Raw genomic sequence first — 15,470 nt, forward strand, 5'->3', positions numbered from 1 at the left:
TAATACGCCCATTCTCATCTTGACTACAAGGTTCGGCAAATCGCCCAGACCTGCACTGAGCGGGCGCCAGCACGAATTAACAAACGGGAAATTTCGGTCATCGTCGCACCGGTGGTAATTACATCATCAATTATGGCTACATGTTGTCCTATGACGGAGCCACAAAGCCGGAACGCTTTCCTAAGATTAGTTTTACGACGTGCCGCTGATAAATTTCTTTGTGGTAGTGTAGCACGCGTCCGTTGCAGAATGCTTTGCTGATAATCGCATTGTAGCCATTCTGATAGTTGCTTTGCGATTAATACACCTTGATCAAATCCCCGTTTCCAGCGCCTGTGCCGATGCAGTGGCACACTGAGTAGAATATTGGGTTTATACCATCGTCCATCACGGTAGCCTTGTTGCCAGTGCAGCAGAAACAGACGCGCCAGAACGGATGCGAGTTGTGGGGTACTGTAATATTTATAGCGGCGAATAAGACCGCTCAATGGCGGGCCATAATCTGTCACCGCGATCATATGTTTCCACAACGGGGGATTCTTGATACAGCGTCCACAAGGCAGTGAGGTTAATTCTGAGGGTAGTGCACAACGTGGGCACATATTTGTCAGACGTTTTAGCCGCTTGTTGCAAAAGCTGCATATTCCGTGATGTGGAAACCAAAGAGGTTGATGGCATAGCCAACAGTACCCAACCATTGTTAGCATGGGCTTCTTCCTTGATGGCAAATAAAGTTGAGAATAACAATGGCTGATCTGTTTTGGCAGATTTCTGTGGGAGATTCGCGTGATCTTGTGTTGCTGCACGGGTGGGGGTTGAATGCGGAAGTTTGGCGTTCCATTGAAATGCGATGCGCTCCGCATTTTCGTTTACATCTGGTGGATTTACCGGGCTATGGCCGCAGCCAGAAATACGGTCCGATGAGCCTTGATGATATGGCGGATGAAGTCTGGCGGTATGCACCTGAAAATGCGTTGTGGCTGGGTTGGTCGTTGGGTGGGCTGGTTGCCAGCCGGATTGCGCTTGACCATCAGGATAAGGTTGCCGGATTAATTACTGTGGCGTCTTCACCACATTTCAGTGCAGAAGGTGATTGGCCGGGGATCAAACCTGAGGTTTTGAGCGGTTTCGAACATCAGCTTAGTGAAGATTTCCAGCGCACAGTGGAGCGTTTTCTTGCTTTGCAGACATTGGGTACAGCCAGCGCCCGTCAGGATGCGCGGTTACTGAAATCCGTTGTATTGGCGCAGCCGATGCCTTCTGTTGAAGTACTTAATGTTGGTTTGGAAATTTTGCGGACTGAAGATTTAAGGGAACCTTTGGTTGAACTTTCCATACCGTTCTTGCGTATTTACGGTTATCTGGATGGTTTGGTGCCAAGAAAAGTGATCAGTATTCTTGATGAGAAATGGCCGCGTTCAGTTTCAGCTATGATGCGTCATGCCGCCCATGCGCCTTTTATTTCTCATCCTGATGAATTTGTTGAATTATTGGCTGATTTTGTCAGCAAAGAAGTGTTTTGAGGCTGATGATATAACAAACTTATTATTAGCGTGATTTGGAAGAGCCGAGCGTCCGCCGCATGAATGCGGCGGTTCAATTAATTTTTTCTATGCATAAATAAAGACCTGCCAATCTTGTCGGTGAATTGACGTTGTCGCGGGTGTTAGTGGGCATAATTTTTTGAGTGATTTTATTGGGCGCATATCTAGGCTTGTTGCCTGTAAACAGGTAGCTTGCTGCACTCATAAAAATTATCTATTTTGATGACTTTTGGTGTGCATGCTAATCTATAGTAAGTTAAATGGATTAATTTTATGTTTTCAGCAAACATTATAAGAGCGGCATTCAAGGAGCTTTCTAAGTTACCTGTTGGTCTCAAAGTTTCAATGATTGAAGCCATTGAAGAATTAGAAGCTGCTGGAACAGACTTAAAAGAGCCTAAAGTCAGAGATATTGGAAACGGGCTTAAAGAGTTAAGAGTGAATGCGTCTGAGGGTATCGCGAGGGGATTTTTCTTTTTTGCAGTTGGACAACAGTTTTATGTTGTTCATATACTGCAAAAGAAAACCCAAAAAACGCCGAAGAAATCGCTTGATCTGGCAAACCAACGAATGAAAGAGATTAAACGGAGTCTTAACAATGTCTGATAATGATTATGATATTATTCCATTTTCTGAAGCTAAAACGCTTCTCTTAGAAGATGCTGCGACTCTGGAAGCATATAACGATATTCAGATCCGGAAAACATTGATGAAACAGCTTAAGGATGCACGTAAAGCGTTACATCTTACTCAACAAGATGTTGCTCAGAAAATTGGCACTCAAAAACAAAATATCAGCCGTATGGAAAATGGCAAGAGTGTGCCAAATCTGGATACTTTAAGCCGCTATGCTGCCGCGCTTGGGGGAGCATTTGTTTTCCAAATGCCTGTAAATCAATAGCCTGTATGTGCTTGAACTAAGAATTTTTAGTTTTAAGCATTAGCAGCAGCCTGTGAAGTGGGAAGCCTTGTCCGATGAGCGGGAGCGGTCAGCAGAGAAGCGTTTTGAGGCTGATGAGATAGCAGATTTTTATTGGCATAGTTTGGATGAGTAAAACGTCCGCCGCATGGATGCGGCGGTTCGATTTTACGGGTTGAGATTAACAGAGCGTTAATAAGAAGCAGCTAACTTTGGAAACTGCTGTTTCTGGTGTAGAACACGAAGTATTCTGATTACCCTTCCATCGAAGTCATAATAGATGTTAAAGGGAACGGATGTGAGTATGAAGCATCTTCCCTGAATCCCTTCCTTACAGACGCCTGCAAGAGGGCTTGATATCAAAATATCCTCTACGGACTCAATAATTTCATCAGTTCTATCTGCTGAAATCGGGCTAAATTCATATAGATACTCAAAAATATCTTCCCGATCATTTAGAGCATTAAGCTCCCAGACCAGAGATATATCATCTTCCATGGAGCATCTCCTTACATTTTTTCGTCTTCAATAACCAACTTAAAAATGACTCCTCCATCTTCATACAAGAGACTGTCTTCATCACACTCACGTTTGATTGGAAGAAGTGTTTGATCTTCTGTGAATCTCGCATGCCCTTTCTTAAGTGTGTAACGAACCAATCCAGTAGCTGCTCCTTTTTTTCCTGATATGGAAAATCCATTATCTCCATAAGGCTTAACCATCCATAAATCTTCTTCCTGATCGTATAGAACATCGACTTTTCCGCCAATTGTTGTTTCAATTTTATCTAGAATGTCTGACGAAATCCTCACGGATAATTCTTGAGAATTTGTAGATTGTTTGTAGGTTTGTGAGACTACGATAGATGCGGATGATCCTCTTCGCGATGAGGCTTTGCTTTTTTGCAATTGACTTTTGAATGCCATAAATCCTCCATTTTGAATATAAATTTTATCATAAAATTCTCTAAATACGATCTATGTTTGTATATTAATTGATCTTGTAATTTTGTGTGCTAATACGCTATAGAATCTAAATGTAATCTCCTGGAAATAGGAAAATAAATTTTGGCAGATTCAATAAATTGAAAAAATTTAGAATTGTAGAACTGGATTTTTTCTTCTAATGATGCGAAAAATAACTTTTTGTCATCACAATTGTGCTAACATCAGTGCATTCTTAGAAGGAGTTTTTTATGGAATCCCGCATCCAATTCCGCATTAGCAATGAAACCAAAAGGCTGGCTCAACAATCAGCAGAGAGGGACGGTGTAACACTCAGCGATGTATGTAGGGCATTTGTTGAAAGTCTTGCGGAAGGGCAACGCAAATTAGGTGAACATGAGCAGTGGTTAAAAGCAGAAGTAGATGCTGCCTTTGAAAAATTAGCGGCAGGAGAATCCCAATTTTTGTCTCGTCAAGAAACAAAGTTGCGAATGGAAAAAAAGAAAGCCGCGATCAGAGCCAAACGAAACTCGTAAAATAGTGCACTTAGAGCTATCCTCAATCAATGTCGCAGGCAATTGCTATCACCAGTATCTAATAACGTACCCTGGCGATCCGATAAACCGCCGTATCACATTTCTGTGTTTCAGGGCATTGTTTGCAACTGCCACTCAGGCAGGCAGTTGCATCAACTTTTTCCAGTTTGCCCATCACTGTAAGCTGTTCAAGCATAGCGGCAATAATCTGTACGGACGCACAAAGCTGGCGGCTCAACAGCTTGGCATCTGCCCGTCCATTCAGAGCGACTGCATCCCTTACTTTTAACAGGCTAATCATTCTTAGCTCCTAATGACAGCTGCCACTGGAGCAGTGGCAACTATTTCCAGTGTTGCTGCTCAGTTTCATCGTCACGCGGCTGCGTGTGCGTCGCAGGAAGGAAAACACCAGTGCGTTAAAGAGGGTTACTGCCAGAATGATGATCAGGCTGCTTTGTGGATGCTGTGAGAAAGTCACTATCTGATAGAACAAGGCTGAGATTGAGTAAGCCACATTCAGCCCCCACAGAATGGAGAATGTCATCCAACCACGGCTTGTTTCACGGGCAATAGCGCCCATCACAGAAACACAGGGCACATACAGCAGAACAAAGATCAAATAGCTGTAAGCTGAAATAGCGGAGCCAAATTTTGTACTCATGATTCCCATAGAACCGCTATCCATCTCTCCGTCGCCTTTACTGGCTTCGATTGGGTTGGAAAGCACGTTCAAAGTAAAGGTGTCTTTCAGGCTCTCCCAGGTTTCACCAGCAGCCTCTTTCAGTTCACCAGGCAGGTTGAACCCATCTGCGTCAAATGGCTCATTTGTAATGTTTTCTGCGGTGTACAAGGTATTCAGTGTCCCGACAACCACTTCTTTTGCCATCGCACCGGTTATCAGTCCTACGGCTGCTTGCCAGTTATCTGTGTGAATGCCAATTGGTTGTAACAATGGTGTAATGATTTTGCTAACCGAAGCCAGTGCTGATTCGTTGATACTATCCACGGCCTTACCGGAGAAGGAGAAGCTATTGAGTGCACCGATAAACATACTGGCGATAATAATCACTTTACCTGCACGGATAACAAAACCTTTCAGGCGTTGCCATGTTTGCAACAGCAGGGTTTTCAGATGTGGAATATGGTAAACCGGAAGTTCCATAACGAATGGTGAGGCTTCACCACGCATAATGGTGTATTTCAGCATCAGGCCAGTCAGAATCGCGACTATAATGCCCAATATATAAAGAGAGAAGACAACGGTTGCACCGTTTTTACCGAAGAATGCGGCGGCAAAAACGGCAAAGATTGCCAGCCGTGCACCACAAGACATAAATGGCGCCATCATAATCGTGATCAGGCGCTCACGCGGTGCATCCAGTGTTCTCGCACCCATAATTGAGGGTACGTTACAACCAAATCCAACGATTAACGGAACAAAAGATTTACCTGGCAGCCCCAGAACCTGCATCAGACGGTCCATGACAAATGCAGCCCGCGCCATATAACCGGAGTCCTCAAGGAAAGAGAGGAACAAATACATCATGCCGATTTGTGGTACCAGTGGCAGAACTGTGTTGATACCACCGCCAATACCTTGCGCGAGGAAAATAGTCAGCCATTCAGGAAAACTTAATGTATGACCAAGCCATTGAACGCCATGAATGAAAACAGCAACAGAACCACCGTCGAAAATAGGCTGTAATGCACCACCGATATTAATCGCCAGTACGAACATTAAATACATGACAGCCAGGAAAATGGGTACGCCCAACCAGCGGTTGAGGATAATGTTATCCATTGCCTGGGTGAGTTTGTTTGGCATGGCTTTTTGGCTATCGATCACTGCCATGCATAATGTGTTGATACTTTGATAGCGTGCATCGGCAATAACCAGTTCAGGTTCTTCGTATTGCTGTTGTTGCAGGCGCTCTTTGGATTCAGCCAGCATTGAGGTTGCAAGGCCGGAACGTTCCAGGCTGTAAATGTCCCCTTCAAGTATCTGAAGGGCTAACCAACGGCGTTGTTGAGCATTAGAATCGTCTGAAATTGCACCAGATAACTGATCAACTTCTTGCAACAAGCAATCAGGATAGCGAATCAATGACTGCCCGGAGTTCTGTTTATGGCGGTCAATCGCTTGTTTCAGCTCATTGAGTCCGGTTGCACGGGTTGAAACCATTGGAATGATCGGACAGCCAAGGCGCTTCTCCAACTCAGCAATATTGATTTGAATATGCTGGCTTTTAGCGATATCCAGCATATTCAGCGCAACAATGCAGGGAATGCCTAATTCCAGCAGTTGTAATGTGAGATAGAGATTTCGCTCAAGGTTAGAAGCGTCTACGACGTTAATCAGTATGTCAGCATTACCGCTCAGGATATAGTGGCAAGCTATCTGCTCATCCAGTGAAGTTTGTTCAGAAATCGTGGTCAGAGAGTAGGTTCCCGGTAGGTCAACCAACTCAATTCTATGGTCCTCGGTGGTAAAGCGGCCAACTTTGCGTTCTACCGTGACGCCCGCCCAGTTGCCTACACGCTGACGGGCGCCGGTAAGTTGGTTAAATAATGTTGTTTTGCCGGCGTTGGGGTTGCCGATTAAGCCAATGGTTAGTGCTTTCATGTTTTTGACGCCAGATTAAGAGTAACAGTTTTGTTGCTTGCAATGGATTTATGCGTTGCATTGGGCATTGTCTAATGTGAGAAATTCCAGGTCTTTTTTTCTCAGAATCAGGTTAACCCTGCGGGTTTCAATTTGTATCGGATCGCCTAAAGGTGCTAAGCGGACAACATGAAAAGAGGAACCGGGCAACATGCCTAATGACAGCAATTTCTGCCGGTAAGCCGGGCTGATCTTGGGAGAAAAGCCAATGATCTTGTAACTGTGGTCTGGAAGAAGTTGCATATAACCTTCCGGGATATGTATAAGTAAGAATAATATTGAGAACCAATCATAATCGTACCCATTATACAAAGTGCGATTTTTGTCCTAAATTCATATTAATTGCAAATAAGAATAATAACCAACATTAATTTCAATGTTAATCGCATTTTCAATAATTGATGTTCAGTAAATAACCGGGTTGATAGGGATAAGTGCATTTGGATTTTGCCTGACAGCCGGGATGAGATATGCACTGCCAAAGCAGTGCATATTGTTGCGATTATAAAACTATCAACGTTTTTTTCCGAATGCGGCGGCCAGTGCGTCACTCATGGCACTGTTTCCGGCTGGCGTTGAAGCGCGTGGAGTTGTACGGTTTTTGTCATTGCGTTCAGGGCGGCGGTCAGTTTGAGTATTGCTACTGCGGCGTGAATTGGTTTCTCCCGGTTGTTCATCAAGACGCATGGTCAGAGCGATACGCTTACGGTTCAGGTCAACTTCCAGCACTTTGACTTTGACGATATCGCCGGCTTTTACCACGGTGTGAGGATCTTCCACAAAGCGATCTGACAGCGAAGAGATGTGCACCAGGCCATCTTGATGAACACCGATGTCAACAAATGCGCCGAAGTTAGTCACGTTAGTGACCGCACCTTCCAATATCATCCCTGGACGCAGGTCATTCATTGTTTCCACACCGTCAGCGAAGGTCGCGGTTTTAAACTCCGGGCGTGGGTCACGGCCTGGTTTTTCCAGTTCTTTCAGAATATCGGTAACGGTTGGAACACCAAATTGTTCTGTGGTGAAATCCTGAGGCTTCAATCCACGCAGTGAGGATGGATTGCCCATCAATTCCTGGAGTTTTTGTTCAGTGGCCGCCAAAATTTTCTCAACCACCGGATAGGCTTCCGGGTGAACAGTCGATGCATCCAGCGGGTTATCACCGTGATTGATACGCAGGAAGCCGGCGCACTGTTCAAACGCTTTTGGCCCAAGACGGCTGACTTTCAGTAATTGTGCACGGTTATTGAAGCGGCCATTCTCATCGCGCCAGTTTATGATGTTCTGGGCAATCATACGGGTCAGCCCGGCAACTCTGGTTAATAGAGGAACAGACGCGGTATTCAGATCCACGCCGACGGCGTTTACACAATCCTCAACTACCGCGTCCAGTTTTTTGGCAAGTTGGGTCTGGCTGACATCATGTTGATATTGACCTACGCCGATAGATTTCGGGTCGATTTTCACTAATTCAGCCAGTGGATCTTGCAGGCGGCGGGCGATAGAGACCGCACCGCGTAGTGAAACGTCTAGGTCAGGAAATTCCTGTGCTGCCAGTTCAGATGCAGAATAAACAGATGCTCCTGCCTCACTGACAATGACTTTTTGGGCTTTTATCTCTGGGAACTGTTTTTGGACATCTGCGAAGAAACGTTCTGTTTCGCGAGAAGCGGTTCCGTTACCGATAGCGACTAATTCCACCTGATGTTTGATACACAACGCGGCTACGCTTGCGGCTGCTTTGGCAGTTTGCCCGGTGTGCGGATAGATAGTGTCTGTGGCAATCAGTTTGCCGGTTGCATCAATGACGGCAACTTTAACACCGGTACGCAGACCCGGATCGAGCCCCATTGTTGCGCGCATACCCGCTGGTGCTGCCATCAACAGATCTTGCAGGTTACGGGCGAATACCTTGATAGCTTCATCTTCTGCTTTTTCACGTAAAGTGCTCATCAATTCCGTTTCAAGATGCAGTAATACTTTGACACGCCAGGTCCAGTTTACAACAGCTTTGCGCCAGCTATCCGCCGGTGCATTATTCAGGCGCAGATTAAGATGTTGGGTAATAATCTGTTCGCAGTAGCTCTCTTTGGGTGGTTCATCAAACTGGGGATCAGCATTTAGGGAAAGTTGCAGTATGCCTTCATTACGGCCACGGAACATGGCTAATGCGCGATGAGAGGGGACCTGTGCGATAGGTTCATGGTAATCAAAATAGTCGCGGAATTTAGCACCTTCTTCTTCTTTTCCTGTGGCGACTTTGGCGACCAGATGGGCATTTTTCCATAAATAGTCGCGAACTTTTGCCAATAATGCCGCATCTTCAGCGAAACGCTCCATCAGGATATAACGAGCGCCATCCAGGGCGGATTTAGTATCGGTTACACCTTTATCAGCATCAACAAAGGTGGCGGCAACCCGTTCCGGTTCTTGTTGTGGATCTTGCCACAGAGAGTTCGCCAGAGGTTCAAGACCTGCTTCAATCGCGATTTGCCCACGGGTACGACGTTTCGGTTTGTATGGCAGATAAAGATCTTCCAGTTCTGTTTTGCTCAGGGTTCCATTAATTGCTTCGGCCAGTTCTGGTGTCAGCTTGCCTTGCTCGTCAATGGATTTAAGAATGGTTTGGCGGCGGTCTGACAGTTCGCGCAGATAACCAAGGCGGCTCTCAAGTTGGCGAAGTTGGGTGTCATCCAGACCGCCGGTGGCTTCTTTACGATATCGTGCAATAAAAGGGACAGTATTCCCTTCATCAAGCAGACTCATCGCTGAAAGTACTTGTTGTGGCTGGGCCTGTAGCTCACTTGCAATAATTCGGCTTAAAGATTCATTCATGTTGTGTTTTCTTCTGGTGGATAGGCTTCAAATATTTACAAAAACCCCTTTATACGTTCTGAGAGAAACAATTTCCAGTTCACGTCCGATCTTATTCTGATGGGTTACGATATAATTTGGCGAACTTATTGTCGGTTACGTTATAGCAACTGAGATTAAATCAAATTTTTTCATTAGATTTTTCGTGTAAAGAATTGGCTACATTGCCTGCGAAGGTGAGTTTGCTCTAGGGGCTGTTGACGTTTTGAGTTCATCATTTATTCAGCCCACATTGGCAACCAGACTATAATAAATGCCAGTGCCAACATGCTGGCGTAATTCCGTTCAAGTTTGTCGTATCTTGTTGCTATCGCACGAAAATGTTTGATTCTGGCAAAGGCATTTTCCACCAAATGTCGGTAACGATATAAACATTTGTCAATTTTTTGACCTAATTTTCGGCTATTTTTGCGATAAGGGATCACCGGAACTGACTTTTGCTCTTCGATAACACTTCTCAAACCCTGACTGTCATATCCCTTATCAGCAATGACAAAATCAGATAAAGGTGACTGAGATACAAGACTTTCCGCATGAACAATATCATTGACCTGACCACCAGACAGTTCGAAATGGACAGGTAAACCGTAACTGTCTACAGCCAAATGGATTTTGGTTGAACGTCCTCCACGACTTTGACCAATCGCTTCATCCGCTTCAGAAGTCGCTCCGGCACTATGCTGATGGGCTCGAACAATACTCCCGTCAATGAACAACCACTCTGAATCAGAATATCTAGATAGCCAATTGAACATTAAATACAAAACACCCTTTTTTGACCAAGCGTTAAAACGTTGAAAGACGCTATTCCATTTTCCGAATTCGGAAGGCAGGTCGCGCCACGGAATGCCTGTTCTCATACGATAAAGAATGCCTTCCAGCGCCTGACGATGTTTTGTTTTGTGGTAAATAAATCCAGTATGGTGCATGAATGCAGATAGCTTATTCCATTGTGTATCTGTTAACATAGTTCGCAGCATGATGGTGAGGTCTGGTTATTTTTTGGCGAAAACGATTATACCAAATCATCATGCTGTTCAGTAATTCCTCTCAAAACGTCAACAGCCCCTAGGCTTTTGCACAGAAATATTGATGGAAAAGGCTGTGCTCGTATGTGAATCAGGCTGTTATCACAACTGTAGCCCATTATTGTTACTTTTCCCGTTTCTGGCATTAGAGGAAATTTAGGGGGAGATGATAAAGTTGTGGCACTTCTATATGCTGTTAATATAAAAGTGTTTATTATATTTTAAATATGAACGGTGATATTTCACACAGTTAAAGTGATTAGCTGTTATGATAGAGAATAATGGTTTATTTGACTTTTATCTGAATGTTTTTAATGCTGTCGAATATATAAGTCACTATCGAAATATTAATGAAAATGAGTTCTGTTTCGATAGGGAAGATATAAATAAAAAGAGATTTAGGATTGGTGGAGATAATTTAATTAAAGGAATTTAAAATGAAATATGAGTTCAGAGTAATTTGGTTTTTTTATTAATTCAGGCCAGAAGACTTTGCGGTCTTCCGGCTTTATTGATGATCTGTCTAGATGAGTATCCACTCCAGGCCAATGTGGATAGGAGTTTACTTATTGTATCTTTAATCTGACAGAACTGTTTCTTTATTATTAGCAGAGCAGGCGTATATCTCAGCTTTAGCCCGTTGTGATAATATCAATGTTTCAATATGTATCAAACAGGGATAGTAATATCAATTCGCTTCGGTGATATATTTCTGATTGTATGTACCTTACTACCTGCTTTGATTGGTTCAATAAAATTGTGTACTAAAATTTGAACGACATTGCAGCAAAAACCATTCCACCGCTTCCTGCCCATCCCATGCAGAACTGCTCTTTCTCCAACAGACCTTGGTGAACAGCATCAATGATTCCAAAAGGAATAGATGCAGTAACAATGTTACCTGTTTTATGTCCAACATGATGCATTTTGTTCTCAACATCGATCGACTGTCCAAATTCGTGCCACATTTTTGGTGAACCAGTGTGAATAAAGATCTTGTGAATATCATTGTTGGAAACTTGGTGCTTATTAAATACCCCTATTGTTCCTTCCCGGCCATATTCATGTAGTAGAGCTGCGTATGAATTAAACCGACATTGCCCACCAAGAGGTGAAATGCGTTCAACATCAGAATCGTTACAAAACAGTTCCCAGTTAGGTAAGGAAATGGTAGATAGATCGCCTAAATCTGGTCTGTTGATATAAGAAAATTTGAAGTTATCAGGTGATTCATTACTTAGTATGGTAACAGTTGTTGCTTCTCCTATCGTAAAACTTGGAAATTTATAAGCCAGCTCTGATGAAGAATTCAAAGAAAAGTTCTGTGGGAAGATAGGTCCACCATCGGACATACCAAACTCCATATTAACAATAGCAGCATAGCGTATTTCACCTGCCTTCATTTTACTATTGATAATATCCATCGCTGTCACCCAACCATTACAGGCGTCTATGACATCGTAATTCCTGCAATTGAGTCCCAGCATTTTTGCGATAAAAGTACTATTGGCCGGCTCAGTGAAGCCTCGAGTGACGCTGGGGTAGATCAACAGATCGATTTCCGCTTTGCTTATATTAGCTTGTTCTAAAGCGCGATCGAATGTTGCTTCCATGAGTTGCATGGGTTTTTCACCTTCAGCCAGCCAATATCGGGTTTCTATACCGCTTTTATTGAGTAATTTTCCTATTGATTTTAAGGTCTTAGGTAAATCTCCCTGAAAGGTTTCTTTTGAATGTTCCTCAATTAAATTAATAATTTCCTGATTTGTAACAAGCCGTGATGGAAGTGATCCTGCTATGCCTGCTATTTTCATTAACGTATCCTCTAGGTAAATATCTTGAAAATTCTGTTTTGTTAGTGTTTTAGTGAAAAAATGAAATTTAATTTCCACCCTGTATAGTACAGATTTATATTATAAGTAATTAGAAATTAATTATAATGAAATATAAACAAGGGAGCCACATGTTAGTAAAGTTTATTGTAGGTTTGAATTTCCCCATTGAAATAATTTGATTGCTTATATTTCTAACATAAGTCCAGCTCAAATCAAGGGGGGAATATTATTTTTTATTTTTTTATATTCAGGCCTTGTAAACTTTAAAATACATTAATTATTTGTGATTTTTTATTTATATACGTGATTATTATCAGGACTAAATAAAATCTAATTGTGTCATGTTGAAACAGTATACAGACTATTTCACATATTCGATCTCATTCACGTACCACAAAACTTCTCCTGTTGGTGTATAAACGATTGCACTGTCTCCGACCTCTTTCTTCAATAAAGCCCGGGCCATTGGAGAATCGATTGATATGTAGTCTTTGCGACCAAAAATTTCGTCGTACCCGACAATACGGAAGCGTTTAATCTCTCCTTGATCATTTTCGATTTCTACCCATGCACCAAAAAACACACGCCCATCTTGTTGAGGGGAGTAATCAACACACCGTAGTTCTTCCAGACTCTTGGTTAGGTATCTGACTCTTCGATCAATCTCCCGTAGTCTCTTCTTGTTATATTGATAATCTGCGTTTTCGCTCCTGTCTCCGAGACTTGCCGCCCAAGTGACTTTTTTGGTGACTTCCGGGCGTTCTTCACGCCATAGATAATCTAATTCTTCCTTTAGTTTGTTGTAACCTTCTCGGGTTATAAGCTTAGTCTTCATTTTATGTTGTAGATACAGTGAATTGCATTGATAAACATCATTATAAGTAATTATGGCAATTCTTATATAGTAGACTTTAACGAAACTGCGGAATTTTCCCCCTAAATTCTCATTGAGAGTGAAGCGAACTGTTAGGATTAGGAAACGATGGATAGCTAACAACCCATCGGGTTGTTAGCGGTCTGTCATTTATGTAGCGGATGTGGTCACAAAATGGAAAAAATGTCCTTATCAGTGAGAAATTGGGCCTGTCCAATGTGTGGACAACACCTTGACGATAATAAGAAAAAGGAAAATACTAATAGATAGTAATAGATAATAGTGGAGAAAGTATCATGGCTACAAGTGTTGCTTTAAGTCCTCACTTCGAGGGGTTTATTCGTGAGCAAATCAACAGCGGACGTTACAACAATGTCAGTGAAGTGATCCGGGCTGGGTTACGCATGTTGGAAGAGCATGAACAGGCGCAGAAGCTGGCAGAGCTACGTGCAGCGGTGAGTGCTGGCATTGAAAGTGGGGAAGGTCTGGCAGCAGGTGAAGTGTTCGGAAAGTTAAAACATAAATATCAGCGGATGAACACAAACGGACAGGAATAATGAGGTTAAGTATATCGCCACTGGCGGCGCAGGATATTGAGGAGATAGGCGATTATATCGCGCAGGATAACCCGGTTAGGGCAGTTAGCTTTATGGAGGAACTTTATCAGCAATGCTGCCAGATAAGTGAAGCGCCGCAGATTTACCGGCAACGCAGGGAATTGGGTGAAAGCATAAGAAGCTGTACCTACGGGAAATACCTTATCCTGTTTTCAAGCTCAAGAAACCAGACCCGAATACAAAGAGTGTTATATGGTTCAAGAGATATAACTTTATTACTTTGACAGTCGGAACATACAGGCTAGATGTCACAATGTTGCTGGGTAGGTAACAGGTAAATAACCTGTTACCTATAAGGTCGCCGGAGTGAGGTGCAGGGCAAGTTTATTACCAACCTTCCCACCTTCTATTAAAAGCATGATGACATCGGAATGTGCCCGATGATACGATAGGCATCTCAATAGTGGTCTGAACCTGTATCAGTATGCACTGGATTCGGTGACGTAGATTAAATTGCCATTTTATACTGTCTCAACTATCCAGGGTAAATATCAGGGAGCTTTTGATATTCTGTTTCAATGTTGATTCAGGCGCTAAACGCATGGACAGATCTCGTTTCAGTCGAGGGAAAAAACGCGCCTCCTGCTCAATATCACTCATCGATCTTGAGGCATTGACCATCATTTCTGCTCTTGGGATGCGTGTTTTTTCATAAAAACGCAACGCAGCTATAGGATCCGCTTTCTGCATGATAGCGTGAGCCAGAACGGCTGCATCCTCCATTGCCATTCCGGCGCCTTGCCCTAAGCTGGCCAGCATCGGGTGCGCGGCATCGCCTAATAATGTAATGCGGTTTTTTCCCCAATGTGGAGAAAAAGGACGATCCTGAGCGGGAACGGTGATAATGTCTGTTGAAGGCGTTTTTAAGATGATATCTGAGACAATATTTGGCCAGCCCTGGTAGAAACCTGCAACGTCTTGGTTGGAGCCTTGCCATGTTCGCGCCTGTTTGTCTTTCATATTGGCCGTTCCCCACCAATAGATTTCTCCCCCGCCAATGTCAATTAAACCAATCCGTTTACCGGCTCCCCAATAATGCACGATATAACCTGGCGTAATTTGCTGGTGCCGGTAACGAGTGATAGCCAGCCAGCAAATATAATCAGCAGGGCGGGTAGGTTCCGAACCATGAATTAGATTTCGTACGGTAGAGTAAATGCCATCGGCACCAATGAGTATGTCTCCCTGGGCTTCACGGCCATCAGCAAACTTCACAGACACACCAGTGGCAGATTGATTAATTTCAACCGTCTTAGCAGACGTTTTTACTTCAATATCAGGTAACTGTTGCAATAGTGCCTGTTGTAGTGCCTTTCGTGAGATACATACGCTGGCAGCGCCGTTTTCTGCGGAAACCTCTGCCAGAGGTAGTCGCCTTAATAAACGATCGCCAGCGGTACGTATTTCAAAGGTTTTGACAGGAGCACCGAAGTGCTCCAAATTAAGATTGACGCCGAGGGCGCCAAGCGCAACTGAGGCATTAGACATCACTGATAACCCAGAACCACTTGTCCTCAGCTCTGGTGCTTGTTCGTAGATCTCAATGGTGCAACCGATGTGTTGCAGAGCGACGGCGGTCGTCAACCCACCAATTCCTGCACCTATGATAATGACTTTCAAAGGTTTGTTCATTT

Annotated in this window: 17 protein-coding genes; 6 read left to right on the forward strand and 11 right to left on the reverse strand. The window is 43.5% G+C overall.

What is annotated here, in order from left to right; genetic code table 11:
* Positions 1 to 23 precede the first annotated feature (23 nt).
* On the reverse strand, positions 24 to 707 hold the full coding sequence (gene gntX / locus VY86_RS08895; RefSeq protein WP_046974699.1) for a DNA utilization protein GntX: 684 nt from the start codon (positions 705 to 707) through the stop codon (positions 24 to 26).
* Between the two features lie 39 nt (positions 708 to 746).
* Here gntX and bioH point away from each other — a divergent pair, with 39 nt between their 5' ends.
* The 3 genes from bioH (at position 747) to VY86_RS08910 (ending at position 2,445) form a co-directional block, all read left to right on the forward strand.
* Positions 747 to 1,523 (forward strand): pimeloyl-ACP methyl ester esterase BioH, encoded by a 777-nt coding sequence (gene bioH, locus VY86_RS08900; RefSeq protein WP_046974700.1) that lies wholly within the window; start codon positions 747 to 749, stop codon positions 1,521 to 1,523.
* Between the two features lie 294 nt (positions 1,524 to 1,817).
* A complete protein-coding gene (locus tag VY86_RS08905) occupies positions 1,818 to 2,150 on the forward strand; it encodes a type II toxin-antitoxin system RelE/ParE family toxin (RefSeq protein WP_036846336.1) in 333 nt (110 codons plus the stop codon).
* On the forward strand, positions 2,143 to 2,445 hold the full coding sequence (locus VY86_RS08910) for a helix-turn-helix domain-containing protein (RefSeq protein WP_046974701.1): 303 nt from the start codon (positions 2,143 to 2,145) through the stop codon (positions 2,443 to 2,445). Before VY86_RS08905 ends, VY86_RS08910 begins: the two co-directional genes overlap by 8 nt.
* A 210-nt stretch (positions 2,446 to 2,655) precedes the next feature.
* Here the strand turns inward: VY86_RS08910 and VY86_RS08915 are convergent, their stop codons facing one another.
* Positions 2,656 to 2,961, reverse strand: coding sequence for a type II toxin-antitoxin system RelE/ParE family toxin (locus VY86_RS08915; protein WP_046974702.1), 306 nt, complete (start codon positions 2,959 to 2,961; stop codon positions 2,656 to 2,658).
* An 11-nt stretch (positions 2,962 to 2,972) separates the two neighbouring features.
* Positions 2,973 to 3,389, reverse strand: a complete 417-nt coding sequence (locus tag VY86_RS08920) for a hypothetical protein (protein WP_046974703.1) — start codon at positions 3,387 to 3,389, stop codon at positions 2,973 to 2,975.
* Positions 3,390 to 3,658: 269 nt separating this feature from the next.
* Here VY86_RS08920 and VY86_RS08925 point away from each other — a divergent pair, with 269 nt between their 5' ends.
* The gene (locus VY86_RS08925) at positions 3,659 to 3,943 is read left to right on the forward strand and encodes a type II toxin-antitoxin system RelB/DinJ family antitoxin (protein ID WP_046974704.1); all 285 of its coding nucleotides are present in this window, start codon (positions 3,659 to 3,661) and stop codon (positions 3,941 to 3,943) included.
* A 58-nt stretch (positions 3,944 to 4,001) separates the two neighbouring features.
* On the opposite strand, the gene VY86_RS08930 is transcribed toward VY86_RS08925, so the two are convergent.
* The 7 genes from VY86_RS08930 to greB all read right to left on the reverse strand — a co-directional run bounded on the left by VY86_RS08930 (position 4,002) and on the right by greB (position 13,180).
* Positions 4,002 to 4,244: a FeoC-like transcriptional regulator gene (locus tag VY86_RS08930; protein WP_046974705.1), complete on the reverse strand. Its 243-nt coding sequence runs from the start codon at positions 4,242 to 4,244 to the stop codon at positions 4,002 to 4,004.
* 9 nt (positions 4,245 to 4,253) lie between these two features.
* A complete protein-coding gene (gene feoB / locus VY86_RS08935; protein WP_046974706.1) occupies positions 4,254 to 6,566 on the reverse strand; it encodes a Fe(2+) transporter permease subunit FeoB in 2,313 nt (770 codons plus the stop codon).
* 48 nt (positions 6,567 to 6,614) lie between these two features.
* A complete protein-coding gene (gene feoA / locus VY86_RS08940; RefSeq protein ID WP_046974707.1) occupies positions 6,615 to 6,848 on the reverse strand; it encodes a ferrous iron transporter A in 234 nt (77 codons plus the stop codon).
* A gap of 270 nt (positions 6,849 to 7,118) precedes the next feature.
* A complete protein-coding gene (locus VY86_RS08945; protein WP_046974708.1) occupies positions 7,119 to 9,443 on the reverse strand; it encodes a Tex family protein in 2,325 nt (774 codons plus the stop codon).
* Between the two features lie 257 nt (positions 9,444 to 9,700).
* Positions 9,701 to 10,462, reverse strand: coding sequence for an IS5 family transposase (locus VY86_RS08950; RefSeq protein ID WP_046974709.1), 762 nt, complete (start codon positions 10,460 to 10,462; stop codon positions 9,701 to 9,703).
* 812 nt (positions 10,463 to 11,274) lie between these two features.
* A complete protein-coding gene (locus tag VY86_RS08955) occupies positions 11,275 to 12,324 on the reverse strand; it encodes a 3-oxoacyl-[acyl-carrier-protein] synthase III C-terminal domain-containing protein (protein ID WP_046974710.1) in 1,050 nt (349 codons plus the stop codon).
* Between the two features lie 382 nt (positions 12,325 to 12,706).
* A complete protein-coding gene (gene greB, locus VY86_RS08960; RefSeq protein ID WP_021323370.1) occupies positions 12,707 to 13,180 on the reverse strand; it encodes a transcription elongation factor GreB in 474 nt (157 codons plus the stop codon).
* Between the two features lie 335 nt (positions 13,181 to 13,515).
* Between greB and VY86_RS08965 the strand changes: the two genes are divergently transcribed.
* Entirely contained in the window at positions 13,516 to 13,776 is a 261-nt protein-coding gene (locus VY86_RS08965) for a type II toxin-antitoxin system ParD family antitoxin (protein ID WP_046974711.1), read from the forward strand.
* Complete coding sequence (locus VY86_RS08970; RefSeq protein WP_046974712.1) at positions 13,776 to 14,060, forward strand: type II toxin-antitoxin system RelE/ParE family toxin; 285 nt, start codon at positions 13,776 to 13,778, stop codon at positions 14,058 to 14,060. Before VY86_RS08965 ends, VY86_RS08970 begins: the two co-directional genes overlap by 1 nt.
* 247 nt (positions 14,061 to 14,307) lie before the next feature.
* Here the strand turns inward: VY86_RS08970 and VY86_RS08975 are convergent, their stop codons facing one another.
* Entirely contained in the window at positions 14,308 to 15,468 is a 1,161-nt protein-coding gene (locus VY86_RS08975) for an FAD-dependent monooxygenase (protein ID WP_046974713.1), read from the reverse strand.
* Positions 15,469 to 15,470: the final 2 nt, after the last annotated feature.

Origin of the sequence: Photorhabdus thracensis (assembly GCF_001010285.1) — a bacterium.
In the GTDB taxonomy this organism is placed as follows: Bacteria; Pseudomonadota; Gammaproteobacteria; order Enterobacterales; family Enterobacteriaceae; genus Photorhabdus; species Photorhabdus temperata.